The sequence below is a fragment of the Xanthomonas sp. 4461 genome (assembly GCF_024806475.1).
GTDB lineage: Bacteria > Pseudomonadota > Gammaproteobacteria > Xanthomonadales > Xanthomonadaceae > Xanthomonas > Xanthomonas arboricola_F.
The window spans coordinates 408,022-428,993 of sequence record NZ_JANTYV010000004.1; the positions used below are offsets into that span (position 1 = coordinate 408,022).

Genomic DNA, 20,972 nt, shown 5'->3' on the forward strand with positions numbered 1-20,972 from the left:
TGTCCTCGGCAGTGCTGCCCGGCTCTGCCAGAATGGTCGGCATGAACACCACCCCCGATACCGCCCTGCTGGTCGTCAATCTCGGCACTCCCGAATCGCCCACCGCCCCGGCCGTGCGCCGCTACCTGGCCGAGTTCCTCAGCGACCGCCGCGTGGTGGCGATCCCGCCGCTGTTCTGGAAGCCGCTGCTGTATGGGGTGATCCTGCCGATCCGCGGGCCCAAGTCGGCGGAAAAATACGCCAAGGTGTGGCTGCCCGACGGCTCGCCGCTGGCGGTGTACACGCGCCGCCTGGCCGAGGGCCTGAAGGACGTCATGCCCGACTGGCAGGTGGAATGGGCCATGCGTTACGGCGAACCGGCCCTGCGCAAGACGCTCGATGGGCTGCGCGCACGCGGCATCAAGCGCATCGTGGTGTTGCCGCTGTATCCGCAGTATTCGACCACCACCACCGCCTCGATCCAGGACGTGGTGGATGCCTGGCGGCCCAGCGCACCGGAGGTCGAGGTCAGCGTGATCCAGGACTATTGCCAGGACGCCGGCTGGGTGGCGGCGATCGCCGATTCCATCCGCGCGCACTGGCAGGCGCACGGGCGCAGCGAGAAGCTGATGTTCTCCTTCCACGGCCTGCCGCAACGCGTGGCCAACGCCGGCGATCCGTACCCGCAGCAATGCGAGCGCAGCGCGCAGGCGATCGTCGCTGCGCTGGGCCTGGGCGCGGACGACTGGCAGATGGGCTACCAGTCGCGCTTCGGTGCCGAGCGCTGGCTGCAGCCGTATGCCGAGCCGACGTTGTGGGCGTTGGCCGAAGGCGGCGTACGCAGCTTCGATCTGGTGTGCCCCGGCTTTGCCACCGATTGTCTTGAAACGCTGGAAGAAGTGGCCCTGGGCTTTGCCGAAACGCTGGCCGAGCGCGGCGCCACGCTCAGTTACATCCCCTGCCTCAACGCCGCCCCACCGCATGCGCAGGCGCTGGCCGCACTGGCGCGCCGCGCGTGAGGTTGGAGCCGTTTGCGTGCGAGCTGGCCATCGGGCGTGTCACCGGCTTGCGCAGTGCCCAGCGCGGGCCGCGCCGGGTGCTGGCATTGCATGGCTGGCTCGATAACGCAGCCAGCTTTGTCCCGCTCAGTGCGCATCTGCATGCACCCGATCTGGATCTGGTACTGCTCGACCTGCCCGGTCACGGCCACAGCGCGTGGCTGCCGATGGGCGCCGAGTACACGCTGAGCAGCGCGATCCACAATCTGCTGCAGGTCGCCGATGCATTGGGCTGGGACCGCTTCACCCTGCTGGGCCACTCGCTTGGCGGCGGCGTCGCCAGCCTGATGGCCGCCGCCGCGCCGGAGCGTATCGCCGCGTTGGTGGTGATCGAAGCGCTGGGGGCGTTGGCCGAACCGGTGGAGGGCACCGCCGAGCGGTTGCGCGATTCCGTGCGCTCGACCCGTACCCTGGCGCAGCGGCCGCTGCGTGTGTTCACCTCGATGGAAGCGCCGGTGCGCGCCCGCATGATGGCCAATCAACTGACCGAGCCGGCGGCACGCCTGCTGGTGGAACGCGGCCTGCGCGTGGTCGAAGGCGGCTACAGCTGGTGCACCGACCCGCGCCTGACCCTGCCCACCGCCATCCGCATGACCGAAGCGCAGATCGACGCGCTGCTGGCGGCCATCGCATGCCCCACCCAGGCCATCTTCGCCACGCCGGGGCAGCCGTATTTTTCCGCCCCCCTGCGCGACCACCGCGTGGCCATGGTGCCGGACGCGCGCCTGCATCTGCTGCCGGGCACCCACCATGTGCATATGGAAGCGCCGCAGGCGGTGGCGGCGGTGATCGATGGGTTTTGGGAGACGCTGCCACATGCGTGATGCAGGCACGTCTGGTGGGCAGATCAGCTAGCGCGATGGCAGATCACGCGCGGGTGGTCGCTGCGATTGAATCCTTCGCGCTGTGGAATGCGCCGTGGACGTTCTTCGACACGGTGCACGCGACCGCGGACTTGGATGCGGATGATCGCCTGTTGTTGCAGCAGGTGTGGTCGGTGGCGTGTCACGTCGATCAGTGGACGTCGGGACTTACGCTGGATGCAGGTGCGGCGGCTGCGAACAGCGCCCTGACAACGCACTTCGCCTGGCTGTCACCGCAGGCCTGCCGGCAACTTGCCAGGGCCGCGTCGTACGCGTGGCGCTAACCACGTGATGCCCTTTCGCGCGATTTGCATGAGGCGACCGTCGTGCTGAGAGCCATTGCCGGATTCAACACGCATCCGGATGATTGCAAGGCTGCGGCAGCGGTGGTTTTGCGCAGCGACGCCGGCCTCACTCTGCCTGCAGCAGCCGCCGCAGCTGCGCCTTGAGCTGGCGACCGTGTTCGTGGAAGTAGCTGCGCTCGTGGCGCCAGGCAGGGAAGCGCTGTTCCACTTCGGCCCAGAAGGCGGGCGAGTGATTGGCCTGCAGCAGATGGCAGAGCTCGTGCACCAGCACGTACTCGAACGCGGACGGACGCCCGAGCACCAGCGCCAGGTCCAGCGCCATCGAGCCGTCCGGGGCCAGCGAACCCCATTGCGAGGACATCACCTTGAGCCGCAAACGCGTGGGCGGGCGCGGCAAGCCGGGCAGATACGTGGGTAACCAGCGGCCGACGTCGGCGCGTGCCTGCGCTTCGTAGAACTCCTTCAGCGTGCGGCGCAGGCCGGCGTCGCCCAGCCTGGACGGCACGTGGAAATGCGCGCCCGCGTCGTCGACGTCGATGCGCGTGTAACGGCCCTCGTGCCAGTGCAGCGGCAGCAGGACGCCACGCAACGGCAGCAGCCCGGGCACACCGCGCTCCAGTGCAGGAAATGCATCGACCTGCTGGTACCGCGACAGCTGCGTGCTCAGCCAGTCCAGGTGCGCATGCACGAACCGTTCGCCGGAGATCAGGCTGGCCCGCAGCGGCAAGGTGAGCCGCGCGCCGCGTTCGTCGACGCTGAGTTTGATACGCCGCGCGCGCGGGTCGCGCACGCGCAGCACCTCGATCTGGCGCCCTTCCAGCTGCACGCGCAGGCAGTCGCGTTCGACAACCTGCGAGGGCGGCGCAATCAGGCGGCGGACGGGCTTGAACATGGGCACAGGATAGCGCTGCGATGTGTCAGGTGGTGAGACGAAGCGGTTGATGCATTCGATGTTGGCGCGACCTCTTTGAGCGGCTGGCAAACGACGCTGCCCACCGCCAGGTGGGCGCAGCCGACGTCGCTAGATCTGCGGCCTGGCTGCAGGGCCCTTGCCCGCCCAGCACGGCCGAGTCTCTGTGCTTGGGGCGTCGTACTGGATAGCGCGAATGGAACAGCTGCAGAGCGGCGGATCGGCGACTTGGCTGCAAGGTCCTTGCCCGCCCACCATCGCAGGACACGCCGCAAGTACGTCCCTGTAGGCTCTTACGCGACATCCATGCCGCGTAAGGTCCCGCGACGGTAGGCGAGGCGGGCAAGGGCCCGTCGAGATGGTCGGTATGCATGTTTGCAAACAGGGCATGACCTGCGCCGGTCGGATCACTGTGCGTCGACCAGCTTTTCACTCCCCTCCTTTGCATGCCAAGCGGTGGACAGGTTTGCGACACGCAAGCTGCAAACTTTTCATTGCCTGGCGCAGCGCAGCCGGACAACACGCTTTCAAGAAAGCAGCCGACCAACTGACCGGTGCGGTGTGCTTGCCGGTTGCGGGACCCTTGGCGGCATGAATGCCACCAAGGAGACTCCACAAACGGATGCATGGCGTGTCCCGCAAGCGGTGAGGACGCCGCGCACTCGACTCACCGAGCTGTTGATTTAGACCGCGGGTGAGTCAAGCCCTGCATCGCGCCTCGACAAGGCCATAGTTCGAAACCTGATTACTCCGCCTTGCTCAACTTCAGCGCGGTTTCCAGCAGCAGGAACAGGCGCCGGATTTCAGCGCTCATCAGTGCGAAGCGCGCGTCGAGTTCGGCGCGCGCGCCGTCGTCTTCGCTGTGTTCGAGCTGGTCCAGGGCGCCATCGAGGAACTTGAGCTTGCGGATCACCAGATCGTCGCCGAGCACGAACGACAGATTGTCGTCCAGCACCAGCGCCAGCTTGGTCACCTGCTTGCCGGCTTCCAGGTGCTTGTCGATCTCGTCGCCGCGCAGTTCCTGATGCTGGCACTTGACCACCGCGCCGCCTTCGATCGGGTCCTTCATCTCGCACTCCTCGCCCAGGCTCAGGCCTTCGGGCAAGGGTTCGCCGGCGATCCAGCCGGTGAGGATGGCGCGCGGTGCGACTTCGGCATTCAACGGCAGTGCCGGGAAGCTGCCGAGCGCGCCGCGGATCTCGCTCATCACGTTCTCGCCGCTCTTGCGGCTGGAGCTGTTGACGGCGATGTAGCCGTGCTGCAGGTCCAGGATGGCATCGGTGCGCGAGCTCTTGACGAAGGCGCGCGGCAGCAGCTCATGGATCAGGTCGTCCTTCAGGCGCTTGCGCGCCTTGCCGCCGGGGCGACGGCCTTCCTTCTCCTCGATTTCGGCGACCTTGCGCTCGAGCAGGTCGTTGACCACCGCGCCGGGCAGGATCTTGTCCTCGCCACCGACGGTGAGCCAGAGGAAATCTTCCAGACGATGCGAGAGCACTTCCTGCTCGTCGCGGCCGAACGGAGAAATGAAACCGCGCGAGCTCATTTCCAGCGGGCCGACCGGCTTGAGCTGCACCTGCGGCAGCAGTGTGTCGATTTCGGAAAAATCCAGCGTGGTCGGGAAACGGAACAGGGTGAGATTGCGAAAGAACATGCGTCAGACCGAAAAGGAGGAGGAAACGTGGAGGGTGGGAAGACTGCCGTCGCTGCGAGGGCCGCGTCAGTCGCTGTCGTGTGTGGTGTCGTCGCCGGCGGCGAGCCAGGCGCTGGAGTCGGGATCGGGAGCGGGCGGTGCGGCCTCGCCATTGCGACCCAGCGACAGGAAATCGAACAACGCAGGATCGGCCAGTTGCTCGGGCCGCACATCGCCCAGCGCGCGGGCGATCTGCTCGACCCGCCCGGGTTGCTCGCGGTCCCACTGCTGCAGCATCCGGCCGACCTGCTGGCGCTGCAGGTTTTCCTGGCTGCCGCACAGGTTGCACGGAATGATCGGGAACTGGCGCGCCTGCGCATAGGCGGCGATGTCGGCTTCGCGCACATAGGCCAACGGGCGGATCACCACATGCGCACCGTCGTCGCTGCGCAGCTTGGGCGCCATTGCCGCGAGCCGGGCGTGGTGGAACAGGTTCATGAAGAACGTCGCCACGATATCGTCGCGATGGTGGCCAAGCGCGATCTTGGTCACGCCGTGCGCCTGCGCGTAGGCATACAGCGCGCCGCGCCGCAGTCGCGAGCACAACGAACACATGGTCTTGCCGGCCGGGATCACCCGGCTGACCACCGAATAGGTGTCCTGCTCGACGATGGCGAACGGCACGTCCAGCCCACGCAGATAGGTGGGCAGGACGTGGGCGGGGAAGTCGGGCTGCTTCTGGTCCAGATTGACCGCCACCAGGGTGAACGGCACCGGCGCCTTGCGCTGCAGGTGCAGCAGCATGTCCAGCAAGGTGTAGCTGTCCTTGCCGCCGGACAGGCACACCATGATCTTGTCGCCGGCCGCGATCATGCCGAAGTCGGCAATCGCCTGGCCCACCTGGCGCTGCAGGCGCTTGCCCAGGCGCAGCTGCTCACGCTGCAGCCGCTGGCGCGGGTCGCGCGGCGCGGGGTCGGCCAGGGGTTGCGGCAGCGGCAGGACAGCGGTCATAAGCCGGCCATTGTAGCGGCCGGGGGGATTGGGATTGGGATTGGGATTGGGATTGGGATTGGGATTGGGATTCGGTCGTGAGGCCAGAGGTGGCTGCCCCCATCCGCCCTTCGGGCACCTTCCCCCGTGAACGGGGGAAGGGAGCAAGCCCTCGTCTACGGGTGAGCGCTTCCCACCCAGCCCTTTCCCGGCAGTTTCCTCTCCTGATGGTCCCCCCGCCTGATGGTCCCTCGCCTGATGGTCCCCTCTCCTGATGGTCCCCTCTCCTGATGGCCCCCTCTCCTGATGGTCCCCTCTCCTGATGGTCCCCTCTCCTGATGGTCCCCTCTCCTGATGGTCCCCTCTCCTGATGGTCCCCTCTCCTGATGGTCCCCTCTCCCGCACGCGGGAGAGGGTGCCCGAAGGGCGGGTGAGGGCCGTACGCCCCGACCCACCAACCGCCAGCCATCACCACACCCTGCCGCCACGCAACAGCTCGCATCTCGCAGCGCAGCAAGCCTTTCGGCGGCGGGCTGGGTAAAGTCCGCAGGACCGTTTCAGCTGGGATCGGCATGACAACTTCGGCTTCGCTGTATGGCGCGGCTTTTTTCAGTCGGCTTTTTGGTAGCGCTAACATTCTGTGCATTGCGTAGCAGTACACGCATGCATAGATGCGCTGCAGCGACGCGGCGCCACCGATCGTTGCGCGTGCCAGCGCCGCAGTGTGTCGACGCCATCCCTCTCCCCCACGACATCCCCTTTCTGCAGGAGTCCACCCCATGAGCAACACCGTTTACATCGGCGCGAAGGAATACTTCCCCGGCATCGGCAAGATCGGCTTCGAAGGCCGCGACTCCGACAACCCGCTCGCGTTCAAGGTCTACGACGCCAACAAGCAGATCGGCGACAAGACCATGGCCGAGCATCTGCGCTTTGCCGTGGCCTACTGGCACAGCTTCTGCGGCAATGGCGCCGATCCGTTCGGCCCGGGCACGCGCGCCTATCCGTGGGATGCGGGCAACACCGCACTAGGGCGCGCCGAAGCCAAGGCCGATGCCGCATTCGAATTCTTCACCAAGCTCGGCGTGCCGTACTACTGCTTCCACGACGTGGACCTGTCGCCGGATGCCGACGACATCGGCGAGTACGAAAAGAATCTCAAGCACATGGTCGGCATCGCCAAGCAGCGCCAGGCCGACACCGGCATCAAGCTGCTGTGGGGCACCGCCAATCTGTTCTCGCACCCGCGCTACATGAACGGCGCATCCACCAACCCGGACTTCAACGTGGTGGCGCGTGCAGCCGTGCAGGTCAAGGCCGCGATCGATGCCACCGTCGAGTTGGGTGGCGAGAATTACGTGTTCTGGGGCGGCCGCGAAGGCTACGCCTGCCTGCACAACACCCAGATGAAGCGCGAACAGGACAACATGGCGCGCTTTTTGACCCTGGCACGCGACTACGGCCGCGCCATCGGCTTCACCGGCAATTTCCTGATCGAACCCAAGCCGATGGAGCCGATGAAGCACCAGTACGACTTCGACAGCGCCACGGTGATCGGCTTCCTGCGCCAGCACGGCCTGGACCAGGACTTCAAGCTCAACATCGAAGCCAACCACGCCACGCTCTCGGGCCACAGCTTCGAGCACGACCTGCAGGTGGCAGCCGATGCCGGCCTGCTGGGCAGCATCGACGCCAACCGCGGCAATCCGCAGAACGGCTGGGACACCGACCAGTTCCCGACCGACCTGTACGACACCGTCGGCGCGATGCTGGTGGTGCTGCGGCAGGGCGGGCTGGCACCGGGCGGCTTGAACTTCGATGCCAAGGTGCGCCGCGAATCGTCCGACCCGCAGGATCTGTTCCTGGCGCATATCGGCGGCATGGACGCGTTCGCACGCGGCCTGGAAGTGGCCAACGCGCTGCTGACCTCCTCGCCGCTGGAAAGCTGGCGCGCCGAGCGCTACGCCAGCTTCGACAGCGGTGCCGGTGCGGAGTTTGCGGCTGGCAAGAGCACACTGGCGGACCTGGCCAGCTACGCGGCCGGCAACGCGCCCAAGCAGGTCAGCGGGCGCCAGGAAGCGTATGAGAACCTGATCAACCAGTATCTGACGCGTTGATGCCTGTCATCGCACGCGCGTCGTGTAACGCCGCGCGCGCATGACAACCGCGTGCATTGCCACGGCGCTGCACGCGACCGCATGAGGTATCGAGATGGCTGACAACATGGCGTGACGATCAGGGGATCGCTGCGCCGACAACCGCACCGCATGCGTGCGACAGGAACACGCAGCTAGCACCCACCCCGCAGCAACATCGCGGTGCGCCAGCCGCTCTTATTCGGCCGGATCGATTGCGATCGGTGCGGCTACCGAATCCCGCTTGACCAGCAGGTGCGCGACCACATGATCGACCATCTTCGACGTGCGCTCCTTGGCGCGAATCGTCTTCAACAAGATGTCCAGCGCGGCATCTGCCATGGCGGCGATGGGCTGCTGCACGGTGGTGAGTTCGGGCCAGACGGCAGTGGCTGCCGAGGTGTCATCGAAACCCACGACCGACAGATCGCGCGGCACATCCAGCCCACGCCGGTGCGCCACCGAAATGGCCGCGGCGGCCATGTCGTCGTTGCTGGCGAAGATCGCGCTGGGGCGACGCTTGCGTGCAAGCAGTTTTTCGGCCGCAAGCAGACCCGAGCGGTAGGTGTAGTCGCCCGGTTGTACCAGATGCCTGTCCAGGCGCAGACCGGCGTCGGACAAGGCGGCCTGAAATCCTTCGAAACGCCGCGTGCTGGCCGACAGATTGGGGTGCCCGGCGATGTAGCCGATACGGGTATGCCCCTGCGCGATCAGGTGCTCGGTGATTTCCTTGGCAGCAGCGAATTCGTCGATGCGCACGCAGGCCACGTCGGGACTGAAATGGTTGGAGGCGATCGCCACCACCGGCACCTTGGCACGTACAAGTTCCAGCACCGCAGCACGGGATTCGCACAACGGCGGCGGCAGGATCACCCCGGCCACACCCTTGGCGAGTTTGCGCGCGGCACGGCGTTCGGCATCGGCGTCAAGATCGTCCCAGCAATCGATCACCAGCTGGATCGACGTACGCGAGGCAACCCGCAGCACGCCCAGCAACAGCTCGCGCAGATATGCACCGCTGGGGTCGCTGTAGATCAGCGCAATGCGCGTACTCTGCGCAGCGGCCAGGGCGCTTGCGGCCAGATTGGGCGTGTAACCGAGTTTGTCGACCGCGCGCATCACGCGCTCGCGGGTGGCGTCGCGCACGCTGCCGTTGTTGTTGACCACACGCGAGACCGTCATCGGCGACACCTTGGCCAGCGCCGCCACCTCGTCGATGGTGGTCGCGCGGCTGGTGCGGCGGACCGATTTCCTGACCTTCTCCAAGCATGGCCTCTTCAAATGCGAGCGAAAGTTGGCGCAAGCGCGCGTGCTGCTGCCGGTAGACCTGCAGCAGGTGCGGGCATGAGCATGCAAGCCATGGTACCGGGAAGCAGACAGAGCGGGGAGATGCGCACAGATGCCATTGCCGCAGCGGAGCGTACGGCATGAGCGCATGGCCGATGGGACGCAATCGCACATGCGTGCGTGCGTTGGCACTGATGTGGCTGGTGGTGTTGGGTGGTGCACTGCTGCCGGTCGCAACGGTACGGGCAGAAGATGGCTACGAGCTATGGCTGCGCTACCACATGGTGGGCGACGCCGCGCAACTGCAGGCAGGCGCGCGGAGCTTGGTGATTGCCGGCGACTCGCCCACCCTGCATGCGGCGCGCGATGAGCTGACGCGCGGGGTGCAGGGCCTGCTCGGTCATGCCCCGCAGAGCGCTGCCACGGTGACCGCCGATGGCGCGATCGTGCTGGGCGCCGCCAACGCACCGGTGATTGCCGCATTGCAGCTCAAAACCGGCGATCTTGGTCGTGAGGGATATCTGATCCAGACGGTGCGCGTGGATGGGCATCGCGCCACGGCCATCGTGGGCGGCAGCGATGTCGGTGCGTTGTATGGCGCATTTCATTTCCTGCGCCTGCTGCAGACCGGCCAGCCGATCACCGCACTCAACGTGCGCGAATCGCCGCGATTGCAGCTGCGCATGCTCAACCATTGGGACAACCTGGATGGCGTGGTGGAGCGCGGCTATGCCGGTGCATCGCTGTGGAACTGGCAGACGCTGCCCGGCTATCTGGACCCGCGCTACACCGACTATGCACGCGCCAACGCCTCGCTGGGCATCAACGGAACCGTGCTCAACAACGTCAACGCCAAGGCCTGGAGCCTGACGCCGGAGTATCTGGACAAGGCCGCGGCGCTGGCCGCGGTGTTTCGCCGGTACGGCATCCGCGTGTTTCTCAGCGCGCGCTTCAGTGCACCGATCGAGATTGGCGGCCTGCGCACCGCCGACCCGCTGGATCCACAGGTACAACGCTGGTGGCGCGCCAAGGCCGAAGAAATCTACGCGCGCATTCCGGATTTTGGCGGGTTCCTGGTCAAGGCCAACTCCGAAGGCCAGCCCGGCCCGCAGGATTACGGGCGCTCCCATGCCGATGGCGCAAACCTGCTGGCCGACGCGCTGGCACCGCATGGAGGCGTGGTGATGTGGCGTGCCTTCGTGTATTCGCACGAGCAGCCGGACGACCGCGCCAAACAGGCGTACAGCGAGTTTGTTCCGCTCGATGGCGCATTTCGCGACAACGTGATCGTGCAGGTCAAGAATGGTGCGATCGACTTCCAGCCGCGCGAACCGTTTCATCCGTTGTTCGGCGCGATGCGCAAGACGCCGTTGATGCCGGAGTTTCAGATCACCAAGGAATATCTGGGCTTTTCCACGCATCTGGCGTATCTGGGCACCCTGTTCGCCGAGACCCTGCAGGCCGATACCTATGCGCGCGGCAAGGGCTGGAGCGTGGCAAAGACGGTGGACGGCACGCTGTTCAACTCCGGCAAGCATGCCCGGCTCACCGGCATTGCCGGAGTGGCCAATCTCGGTGCCGATCGCAACTGGAGCGGCTCGCTCTTCGATCAGGCCAATTGGTACGCCTACGGGCGGCTGGCGTGGAATCCGGCGCTGTCGCCGGAGGCCATCGCGCAGGAGTGGGTGCGCATGACCTTGTCCAACGACGACGCCGTGGTGACGCCGGTGGTCGGCATGATGCTGCGCTCGCGCGAGGCGGTCGTGGATTACATGACCCCGCTCGGGCTGCATCACCTGATGGGACGCGGCCATCACTACGGGCCGGCGCCGTGGGATGCCGGCAGCGAACGGCCGGACTGGGACCCGGTGTACTACCACCGTGCCGATCGCAATGGCATTGGCTTCGATCGCAGTGCCAGCGGCAGCAATGCGGTGGCGCAATACGCAGCACCGGTGGCGCGGGTATTCGGCGATGTGCAGCGCGTGCCCGAGCAGTATCTGCTGTGGTTCCACCATGTGCCGTGGGACCGACGCATGGCCTCCGGACGGCCACTCTGGGAAGAGCTGGTCTGGCACTACGACCATGGCGTGGACGAGGTGCGTGCGATGCGCGCAACCTGGCAGGGCCTGGCGGGCAAGATCGATGCGCCACGTTACCAGCAGGTGAGCGAGTTCTTGGCCATCCAGCAGGATGAGGCGCAGTGGTGGCGCGATGCCAGCATCGCCTATTTTCAAAGCGTGTCCGGGCGCGGCCTGCCGGCCGGCGTGGCACCGCCCGCGCATCCGCTGGCGTACTACCAGGCCTTGAAGTTTCCTTATGCACCAGGAAATCCGAAATGAGCGCACGCGTGGCGACATCCCTGGCGGTGCTGCTGTCCGCGGCAGTGGTATCCAATGCTGCGCAGGCCGCCGATGCGCCCTTGCTGCACGCACTCTTCCAGGACCATGTGGTGCTGCAGCGCGATGCACCGATCAAGGTCTGGGGCGATGCGGCGCCGGGCACGCGCGTCACCGTACAGCTCCATACGCAGCAGGTGCAGGCACGCGCAGACCGTGACGGGCATTGGCAGGTACGCCTGCCTGCACACGCGGCCGGCGGCCCGTACCGCTTGCAGGCCAGCACGCCCGATGGCACCACGCAGCAGGTGAGCGATGTATTGATCGGCGATGTGTGGCTGTGTTCGGGCCAGTCGAACATGGAATTGCAGGTGCATCGCACGCTGGATGCGCGCAGCGAGATTGCCGATGCCGACCATCCCACCATCCGCATGTTCAAGGTGCCGGCGCAGTCCAGCCCCACGCCGCAGACACGCTTCGGTGGGCAGGCGACGTGGCAGCTCACCAGGCCGGACACGGTGAAGGAGTTTTCTGCAGCGTGTTACTACTTCGCACGCGAATTGCAGAAGACCGTCGATGTGCCGATGGGTTTGATCAACGCTTCGTGGGGCGGCTCGCAGCTGCAGGCCTGGATCGGCGACAAGGCATTGCGTGCGGCAGGCGACGATGGTCCGGCGCTGGACGTGCTGGCGCGTTATGCCACCAGCCCGACCGATGCTGCGCCACGCTGGGGCACGCTGTGGGAAACCTGGTGGCGTGCGCATGGCGACGGCACGCCATGGCTGCCGGATGCGCCGGGAGCGTGGCAACCCGCACCTGCGGCGCTGGGCGCATGGGACGACTGGGGCGTGCCGCAGCTGGTCGGCTTCAATGGCATGGTCTGGTACCGCACCAGCGTGGAGCTGACCGCCGCGCAAGCCGCGCAGGAGGCCAGCCTGTTGCTGGGGCCGGTGGACGAACTGGACCAGACCTGGGTCAATGGACGCGGCGTGGGCAGCAGTTATGGCGCCGATCAGCCGCGTCGCTACACGCTGCCACGCGGCCACCTGCATGCCGGGCGCAACAGCATCGTGCTCAACGTGCTCAATACCTATCGCCGCGGTGGATTGCTGGGCGATGCATCGTCGCGTGCGCTGCAGTTGGCCGATGGCAGCCGCGTGCCGCTGGATGCGCCCTGGCAGTACCAGATCGTCTCGCCGCGCCTGGGCACACCGCCGCGCGCGCCATGGTCGTCGGCGGCCGGGCTGACCACCTTGTACAACGGCATGATCGCCCCGCTCGGCCAGCTCGGGCTGCGCGGCGTGCTGTGGTACCAGGGCGAATCCAATGCGGTCGATGCGGTGCGTTACCCGGCGCTGCTGCAGGCGTGGCAGCGCGACTGGCGTGCACGCTTTGGTGCGCAACTCCCGCTGCTGGTGGTGCAGCTGGCCAACTACGGCGCCCCACCCACGCAACCGGTGGAAAGCGGGTGGGCGCAGCTACGCGAGGCGCAGCGCCGCTTCGTTGCCGACGACGCGCATGCCGGCCTGGCGGTGGCCATCGACATCGGCGACCGCTACGACATCCATCCGGCCAACAAGCAGGAACTTGGGCGACGCCTGGCACGCGCGGCGCGGCATGTGGTGTATGGCGAGGCGATTGCGCCCTCCGGCCCGGTGCCGCGTAGCGCGCGTCGCGAGGGCGATGCCATCCGCGTCGCCTTCGACGACGTGGATGCGGCTTTGCTGAGCTATGGCAACGACGCACCGATCGGCTTTGAAGTCTGCGCTGCGGCAGCCGACAGTTGCCGCTACACCAGTGCCACGCTGCAGGGCCGCGATGTCAGCCTGCGCCTTCCTTCGGGCATCGCTGCCACCCGCGTGCGCTACTGCTGGGCCGACAGCCCGGTGTGCACGCTGTACGACCGCAGCGGCCTGCCGGCCGGCCCGTTCGAACTCCCCGTCACTGCCGCCTCTTCCCCATGAGCGAGACCACGATGTCACAGACCCCCGACTCCCCTGCTCCGCTGCAAGGCTCGGCCCGCGATCGCGAGATCGTCGAGGCGCGCGTCATCGTCAGCTGCCCTGGCCGCAACTTCGTCACCCTGAAGATCCGCACCCGCTCGGGCATCACCGGGCTGGGCGATGCCACGCTCAATGGCCGCGAACTGGCGGTGGCGGCGTATCTGCAGGAGCATCTGGTGCCCAACCTGATCGGCCGCGATGCCGGGCGTATCGAAGACATCTGGCAGTTCTTCTATCGCGGCGCGTACTGGCGCCGTGGCCCGGTGACGATGAGCGCCATCGCCGCAGTGGACGTAGCGCTGTGGGACATCCTGGGCAAGATGGCCGGGCTGCCCTTGTACCAGCTGCTCGGCGGGCGCTCGCGCGAGGGCGCGCTGGTGTACGGCCATGCCAATGGCCGCGACATCGCCGAAACCAGCGATGAAGTGGGCCGCTTCCGCGAGATGGGTTTCATCGCCATCCGCGCGCAATGCGGCGTGCCCGGCATCAAGAAGACCTATGGCATTTCCAGTGGCGGAAAGCCGTACGAGCCGGCCGAAAGCGAACTGCCGACCGAAACAGTCTGGTCCACGCCGCGCTATCTCGGCGTGGTGCCCAAGCTGTTCGAGCAACTGCGCAAGGACCACGGCGACGAGATCGAACTGCTGCACGACGCGCACCACCGGCTCACCCCGATCGAGGCCGCGCGCCTGGGCCGCGATCTGGAGCCCTACCGGCTGTTCTGGCTGGAAGACGCCACGCCCGCGGAAAACCAGCGCGCCTTCGAGATCATTCGTCAGCACACGGTGACGCCGCTGGCGGTAGGCGAGGTGTTCAATTCGATCTGGGACTGCAAGCACCTGATCGAGCAGCAACTGATCGACTACATCCGCACCACGATTGTCCACGCCGGCGGCATCACCCACGTGCGGCGATTGGCGGATTTTGCCGCCCTGCACCAGGTGCGCACCGGCTTCCACGGCGCCACCGATCTGTCGCCGGTGTGCATGGGCGCGGCATTGCACTTCGACACCTGGGTGCCCAACTTCGGCATCCAGGAATACATGTTCCACTCCGACGAGGCCAATGCGGTGTTTCCGCACGACTACGTCTTCCGCGATGGCCGCCTGCATTGCGGCGAGACGCCCGGGCATGGTGTGGAGATCGACGAAGCGCTGGCGGCGAAGTACCCGTACGTGCCCAAACAATTGCCGGTGGCGCGGCTGGAAGACGGCGCGATGTGGGACTGGTGATGCGGCACGCGACGACCGGCGGCACGCCAGGCGCAAACGCGCCCCAGACAACTGCCGTGCGGCGATCATGCTGGCCTGGCCAGTCTGCGCACGCGGCGCCGAAGCGCTTGCTTTTGCGTGTCACATGCGTTTCTGTGCTGCTGGCTCGCTACATGGTCGTGGCCACCGTCATCGCAGTGCTCGCACCCGCGACGGCGCAAGCGCAAGCGCAGGCCGAGGTCGCCTTCGACTGGTTCGACTATAGCGGCGACGATGCGGTGTTCACCACGCCGCTGGCGCCCGGTCAATACCGCAACCCGATCCTGGCCGGCTTCTATCCAGACCCCAGCATCACCCGCGTCGGCGAGCGCTACTACCTGGTCAATTCCACGTTCGCCTATTTCCCGGCACTGCCGGTGTTCGAAAGTACCGACCTGGTGCACTGGACGCAGGTCGGCAATGTGGTCGAACGGCGCGAGCAGCTGAACTACGACGGCCTGGGCGTGTCGCGCGGCATGTTCGCCGCCAGCATTCGGCATCACGACGGGCGCTTCTACGTGGTCGGTACCTCGGTGGACAGCGGTGGCAACTTCATCGCCAGCGCCGAGCGTGCGTCCGGGCCGTGGTCGGCGTTGACGTGGCTGCCCAGCATCGACGGCATCGACCCGTCGCTGTTCTTCGACAGCGACGGCAGCGCGTATCTGCTCAACAACGGTCCGCCGGAAGGCACGCCGTTGTACGAAGGCCACCGCGCGATCTGGATGCAGCGCTTCGACATCGCCACCAACCAACCGACCGGCCCGCGCAAGGTGCTGCTCAACGGCGGTGTGGATCTGGCCAGCAAGCCGATCTGGATCGAGGGCCCGCACCTGTATCAACGCGACGGCTGGTACTACCTGTCGTGCGCCGAAGGCGGCACCGGGCCGCAACACTCGCAGGTGGTATTACGCAGCCGCAACCTGTGGGGGCCGTACGCGCCTTCGCCGCACAATCCCATCCTCACCCAGCGCGATCTGCCGGCCGAGCGCGCGCATCCGGTCAGCAATGCCGGTCACGCGGATTTTGTCGAAGCACCGGACGGACAATGGTGGGCGGTGTTTCTGGCCAGCCGGCCGTATTCCGGCGATCGCTACAACACCGGGCGCGAAACCTTCCTGTTGCCGGTGCAGTGGCGCGATGGCTGGCCATCGATCCTGCCTGCGGGCAAACCGATTCCGTACATCGTCAGCGCACCTGCCCGGGCAAAGACGCTTGTCGATCAGGCGCCGCTATCAGGCAACTTCAGCTGGCACGACGATTTCACTGCTGCCACCTTGCAACGCGAATGGCTCACCCTGCGCGTGCCCAAACGCGCGGTAGCTGACACGCAAGCACGTGCCGGCTGGTTGACCTTGCATGCGACGACGCAGGGCCTGGAAGGTAACGGCACGCCGGCCTTTCTTGCGCGTCGCCAGCAACACACGCGCTTTCGCGCCAGCACCGCGCTGGCGGTACCCACCCAGGCCGGCGTGCAGGCCGGGCTGGCCGCGTTCCAGAACGCCAACGCGTGGTATGCGCTGGGCGTGCGCCGCGAAGGCGCCGCACTGGAGGTGTTTGTCGACAAGCGCGACGGCGCCACCACCACCACGCTGGCGCGTACCCGCATCCCGGCCACTACAACGCAGTTGCGCCTGCAGATCAGCGGCGATGGCGGCGCCTACAGCTTCGACTACGACGCTACCGGTGCCGGCTGGCAATCGCTACGCCGCGACGACGACGCCGGCATGCTCAGCACCGCACAGGCCGGCGGCTTCGTCGGCAGCATGATCGGGCCCTTCGCCCGGTTGCAACCAGACCGCACCAAGGAGGACTGACCATGCTTTCGCACCCTGCCCGTTTCGCTCCCGGCCCGCGCCGCATCCTGGCTGCCGGCCTGCTGGCCACTGCCCTTGCCGCCGGCTCATCGCAGGCCGCGGCACCGCCACCGCCGCCGTATCTGGACACCCAACTGCCGTTCGAAACGCGCGCCGCCGACCTGGTGTCGCGCATGACATTGGACGAAAAGGCCGCGCAGATGCAGAACGCCGCCCCGGCGATCCCGCGCCTGCAGGTACCCGAATACGATTGGTGGAACGAAGCGCTGCACGGCGTGGCGCGTGCCGGTGGCGCCACCGTGTTTCCGCAGGCGATCGGGATGGCAGCGACCTTCGACACCCCGTTGATGGCCGAGGTGGCCACCGCCATCGGCGACGAGGCGCGCGCCAAGCACCACGCGTTCCTGGCGCGCGGCGAGCACAAGCGCTATCAGGGGCTCACCTTCTGGTCGCCCAACATCAACATCTTCCGCGACCCGCGCTGGGGCCGCGGGCAGGAAACCTATGGCGAAGACCCGTTCCTGACCGCGCGCATGGGCGTGACCTTCGTGCAAGGCCTGCAGGCGCAGCAGGGGCCGTACCGCAAGCTCGATGCCACTGCCAAGCATTACGCGGTGCACAGCGGCCCGGAAGCCGACCGCCACCACTTCGACGTACACCCAAGCGAACGCGATCTGTATGAGACCTACCTGCCGGCCTTCCAGGCCCTGGTACAGGAAGGCAAGGTCGCCGCGGTGATGGGCGCCTACAACCGTGTCAACGGCGAATCCGCCTCAGCCAGCACGCGGCTGGAAGGCATCCTGCGCCGCGACTGGGGCTTCGATGGCTACATCGTCAGCGACTGCGCCGCCATCCGCGACATCTGGCAGAACCACAAGATCGTGCCCACGCCCGAGGCCGCCGCCGCACTCGGCGTCAGGCACGGCACCGACCTGGATTGCGGCGACACCTATGCCGCGTTGCCCAAGGCGGTGCGTGCCGGCCTGATCGACGAAGCCAGCATCGACACCGCACTCAAGCGCCTGATGACCACGCGCATGCGCCTGGGCATGTTCGACCCACCGGCCAAGGTGCCGTGGGCGCAGATTCCCGCATCAATCAATCAATCGCCGCAGCACGATGCATTGGCGCGCCGCACCGCACGCGAATCGCTGGTGCTGCTGAAGAACGACGGCCTGCTGCCGCTCAAATCCACGCTCAAGCGCATTGCCGTGATCGGCCCCACCGCCGACGACCCGATGTCGCTGCTGGGCAATTACTACGGCACGCCGGCGGCGCCGGTCACCATCCTGCAAGGCATTCGCGATGCCGCACCGCAGGCGCAGGTGGTCTACGCGCGCGGCAGCGACCTGGTGGAAGGACGCGAAGACCCCAACGCCGCCGCACCGATCGACACGCGCTATCTGCGCCCCGCGGCAGATGCCAAGCAGAACGGCCTTACTGGTGAATACTTCAAAGGCCGCGCATTGGCCGGCACGCCGGTGCTGACCCGCATCGACCCGCGCATCGCCTTCCGCTGGGATCGCAACGCACCCACCGACGATGCGGTGGGCCGCGGTGAACTGCAGGCAGACCGTGCGCTGGCCAAGGACGACTTCAGCGTGCGCTGGCATGGCCAGTTGTTGCCGCCGGTGTCGGGCAGCTACGAGCTGCAGATGGCCGCCGACGATGGCGTGCGTCTGTATCTGGATGGCAAGCTGCTGATCGATCACTGGAGCGAGGCCCCACGCATGCGCGGCGGCAATGCCAGCGTCGCGCTGGAAGCCGGCAAGGCCTACGACCTGCGCGTGGAGTACTTCGAGGCCACGCGCGATGCCGGCGTGCGTCTGGCCTGGCGCATGCCCGGCGCCAAACCACCGCTGCAGGAGGCCGTGGACGCCGCACGCAACGCCGAAGTGGTGGTGTTCGTCGGCGGCCTCACCGGCGATGTCGAAGGCGAGGAGATGGACGTCAACTATCCCGGCTTTGCCGGTGGCGATCGCACCGACACCCGCCTGCCCAAACCGCAACGCGAATTGCTGCAGGCGCTGCAGGCCACCGGCACGCCGGTGGTGGCGGTGCTGACCACCGGCTCGGCGCTGGCTGTCGACTGGGCGCAGCAACACGTGCCCGCCATCCTGCTGGCCTGGTATCCAGGCCAACGCGGCGGCAGCGCGGTGGGCGATGTGCTGTTCGGCCAGGCCAGTCCCGGCGGCCGTTTGCCGATCACGTTCTACAAGGAAGACGAGCGCCTGCCCGCCTTCGACGACTACGCCATGCGCGGGCGCACCTATCGCTACTTCACCGGCAAGCCGCTGTATCCGTTCGGCCATGGGCTGTCGTACACGCAGTTCGCCTATTCGGATCTGCAGCTGGACCGCAACACCGTGGCCGCCGACGGCACGCTCACGGCCACGGTCATGCTGAAGAACACCGGCCAACGCGCCGGCGATGAAGTGGTGCAGCTGTATCTGCATCCGCTCAAGCCGCAACGCGAACGCGCCGGCAAGGAGCTACGCGGCTTCCAACGCATCGCGCTGCAACCTGGCGAACAACGCCAGGTGCGCTTCACCATCAAGGCGCAGGACGCACTGCGCATCTACGACGAGCAGCGCAAGGCATACGCGGTAGATCCAGGCGCCTACGAGGTGCAGATCGGCGCTTCCAGCGCTGATATCCGCAGCAGGCAACGCTTCACCGTCACCGGCAACTAGCGCCCTTCAAGGCCCCTCGCTCTGCGGACGTTGCCAACAGATCCTCCGGCCGCGATTGCCCCAAGCCCCTCTCCCGCCGGGACGAAGAGGCACCGCTTGCGCGCCGCTGGCGCGCGTGCCCTGGAGCGCCCGCGTCGCAAGACGTGGGCCGGGGCGCGGAGCGGGGGTTGGGGTGAGGGTACGGCGCAGGCGACTCCACCAAATCCCTAGTCCGCGGACACCACGATGCAAGCCCCACGTCTTTCGCTCGATACCCTTGCCACCCTGACGCCAGCGGTTTTTTTAACGCCCGCTTACGATCCAGCGACAACCACCCTCGGCATCGTCCATCTAGGCGCAGGCGCCTTTCATCGCGCCCACCAGGCCGTCTACATCGATGACCTGCTCGCAGACGATCCCAGCTGGGCCATCTGTGCCGTCTCCCTGCACAGCCCGAGCGTGCGCGACGCGCTGCGCCCGCAAGACGGCCTCTACACCCTCGCCCTGCTCGACGAGCACCCGCAGCTGCGCATCATCGGCGCCATCCGCGAAGTGCTGTGCGCCGCCGCCGAACAAGCCGCCGTGCTCGCGCGCCTGGCCGATCCCGCCGTGCGCCTGGTCACCCTCACCGTCACCGAAAAAGGCTACTGCCTGGCTGGCGACACGCTCGACCTCACTCATCCGGACATCGCGCACGACATCGCCCACCCCGGCACACCGCGCAGCGCCATCGGCTATCTCGTCGCCGGCCTGCACCAGCGCAGGCAGCAAGGTCTTGCGCCGTTCACCGTGCTCAGCTGCGACAACCTGCCCGACAACGGCAGCCTGCTGCGCCGCGCAGTATTGCTGCTCACACAGCAGAACGATCCCGCGCTTGCGGATTGGATCGACCGGCACGCCACCTTCCCGCGCTCGATGGTCGACAGCATCACCCCCGCCACCGACGACGCGCTACGCGCAAACGTGCAAGCACAAACCGGCCTGCGCGACGCCTGGCCGATCCAGCGCGAGCGCTACAGCCAATGGGTCATCGAAGACCGCTTCTGCAACGGCCGTCCCGCCTTCGAGCGTGCCGGCGTGATCCTCAGCGACGACATCGCCGGCTATGCACGCACCAAGCTGCGCCTGCTCAACGGCCCGCACTCCGCACTCGCCTATATCGGCAGCCTGCTCGGTCTGGAAACGGTCGCCGACGCCATGCGTCACCCGCCACTGGCCAGCTTTGTCGAAACCCTGATGCGCGAGGACATCGCCCCCACCCTGCAACCGATGCAAGGCTTCGACCCGCAGCAGTACATCGACGCCATCCTGGCCCGCTTCCACAACCCCGCCATCCGCCACCTGCTTGCGCAGATCGCCTGGGATGGCTCGCAGAAGATTCCGGTGCGCCTGCTCAGCGTCATCGGCGACGCATTGGATGCCGGGCGACGGATCGACCGGCTGTGCATCCCGGTAGCGGCCTGGTTGCAGTTCGTGCGCAGGCAGTCACGTAATGGCATCGCCTTGATCGATCCGTTGAGCGATGTCCTCAGCGACATCGGCCGCTCGACCACCGGCGATGCCGGCCATGACATCGCGGCATTTTTCGCCGTGGATGCAGTGTTCGCGTCGCTCTCTGGCAATGCGCGTTTTGTGCAGGCGCTAGAACATTCATACGCGGCGCTGTCTCCCGGTAATCCGGCACAGGTGCAAAATGCCCTGATGGAATAGGGCTGAATTCCCTTATCTCAGAAGCCA

The 20,972-nt window shown here is 66.7% G+C and carries 15 protein-coding genes; 11 read left to right on the plus strand and 4 right to left on the minus strand.

What is annotated here, in order from left to right; all coding sequences use genetic code 11:
* Window positions 1-32 precede the first annotated feature (32 nt).
* From hemH to FHY19_RS16535, 3 genes are read left to right on the plus strand one after another with little or no spacing between them, the layout of a single operon-like run.
* Complete coding sequence (hemH, locus tag FHY19_RS16525; RefSeq protein ID WP_259167364.1) at window positions 33-998, plus strand: ferrochelatase; 966 nt, start codon at window positions 33-35, stop codon at window positions 996-998.
* A complete protein-coding gene (locus FHY19_RS16530) occupies window positions 995-1,861 on the plus strand; it encodes an alpha/beta hydrolase (protein WP_259167280.1) in 867 nt (288 codons plus the stop codon). Before hemH ends, FHY19_RS16530 begins: the two co-directional genes overlap by 4 nt.
* A 35-nt stretch (window positions 1,862-1,896) precedes the next feature.
* Window positions 1,897-2,184, plus strand: a complete 288-nt coding sequence (locus FHY19_RS16535) for a hypothetical protein (RefSeq protein WP_259167281.1) — start codon at window positions 1,897-1,899, stop codon at window positions 2,182-2,184.
* Between the two features lie 127 nt (window positions 2,185-2,311).
* Here FHY19_RS16535 and FHY19_RS16540 read toward each other — a convergent pair whose 3' ends face one another.
* The 3 genes from FHY19_RS16540 to ttcA all read right to left on the minus strand — a co-directional run bounded on the left by FHY19_RS16540 (window position 2,312) and on the right by ttcA (window position 5,756).
* Window positions 2,312-3,097 carry a SprT family zinc-dependent metalloprotease gene (locus tag FHY19_RS16540; RefSeq protein ID WP_259167282.1) on the minus strand — a complete coding sequence of 262 codons (786 nt, stop codon included), beginning with the start codon at window positions 3,095-3,097 and terminating at the stop codon, window positions 2,312-2,314.
* 763 nt (window positions 3,098-3,860) lie between these two features.
* On the minus strand, window positions 3,861-4,766 hold the full coding sequence (locus tag FHY19_RS16545) for a recombination-associated protein RdgC (protein ID WP_007974628.1): 906 nt from the start codon (window positions 4,764-4,766) through the stop codon (window positions 3,861-3,863).
* A gap of 66 nt (window positions 4,767-4,832) precedes the next feature.
* Complete coding sequence (gene ttcA, locus FHY19_RS16550) at window positions 4,833-5,756, minus strand: tRNA 2-thiocytidine(32) synthetase TtcA (RefSeq protein WP_259167283.1); 924 nt, start codon at window positions 5,754-5,756, stop codon at window positions 4,833-4,835.
* Between the two features lie 758 nt (window positions 5,757-6,514).
* Here ttcA and xylA point away from each other — a divergent pair.
* Window positions 6,515-7,852, plus strand: a complete 1,338-nt coding sequence (gene xylA, locus FHY19_RS16555; RefSeq protein ID WP_259167285.1) for a xylose isomerase — start codon at window positions 6,515-6,517, stop codon at window positions 7,850-7,852.
* Between the two features lie 216 nt (window positions 7,853-8,068).
* Here the strand turns inward: xylA and FHY19_RS16560 are convergent, their stop codons facing one another.
* Window positions 8,069-9,136, minus strand: a complete 1,068-nt coding sequence (locus FHY19_RS16560) for a LacI family DNA-binding transcriptional regulator (RefSeq protein WP_259159920.1) — start codon at window positions 9,134-9,136, stop codon at window positions 8,069-8,071.
* Here FHY19_RS16560 and FHY19_RS16565 point away from each other — a divergent pair.
* From FHY19_RS16565 to FHY19_RS16595, 7 genes are all read left to right on the plus strand, one after another.
* Window positions 9,063-9,218, plus strand: a complete 156-nt coding sequence (locus FHY19_RS16565) for a hypothetical protein (protein WP_259159922.1) — start codon at window positions 9,063-9,065, stop codon at window positions 9,216-9,218. The two genes, FHY19_RS16560 and FHY19_RS16565, sit on opposite strands and share 74 nt — an antisense overlap.
* A 94-nt stretch (window positions 9,219-9,312) precedes the next feature.
* Window positions 9,313-11,499 (plus strand): alpha-glucuronidase family glycosyl hydrolase, encoded by a 2,187-nt coding sequence (locus FHY19_RS16570; protein WP_259167365.1) that lies wholly within the window; start codon window positions 9,313-9,315, stop codon window positions 11,497-11,499.
* Complete coding sequence (locus FHY19_RS16575) at window positions 11,496-13,460, plus strand: sialate O-acetylesterase (protein ID WP_259167286.1); 1,965 nt, start codon at window positions 11,496-11,498, stop codon at window positions 13,458-13,460. The genes FHY19_RS16570 and FHY19_RS16575 overlap by 4 nt, the downstream gene beginning before the upstream one ends.
* A gap of 11 nt (window positions 13,461-13,471) precedes the next feature.
* On the plus strand, window positions 13,472-14,731 hold the full coding sequence (gene manD / locus FHY19_RS16580) for a D-mannonate dehydratase ManD (RefSeq protein WP_259167287.1): 1,260 nt from the start codon (window positions 13,472-13,474) through the stop codon (window positions 14,729-14,731).
* A 158-nt stretch (window positions 14,732-14,889) separates the two neighbouring features.
* Entirely contained in the window at window positions 14,890-16,563 is a 1,674-nt protein-coding gene (locus FHY19_RS16585) for a glycoside hydrolase family 43 protein (RefSeq protein WP_259167367.1), read from the plus strand.
* A 2-nt stretch (window positions 16,564-16,565) separates the two neighbouring features.
* A complete protein-coding gene (locus FHY19_RS16590) occupies window positions 16,566-19,256 on the plus strand; it encodes a glycoside hydrolase family 3 protein (protein WP_259167289.1) in 2,691 nt (896 codons plus the stop codon).
* A 225-nt stretch (window positions 19,257-19,481) separates the two neighbouring features.
* Window positions 19,482-20,945 (plus strand): mannitol dehydrogenase family protein, encoded by a 1,464-nt coding sequence (locus tag FHY19_RS16595; RefSeq protein ID WP_259167290.1) that lies wholly within the window; start codon window positions 19,482-19,484, stop codon window positions 20,943-20,945.
* Window positions 20,946-20,972 lie beyond the last annotated feature (27 nt).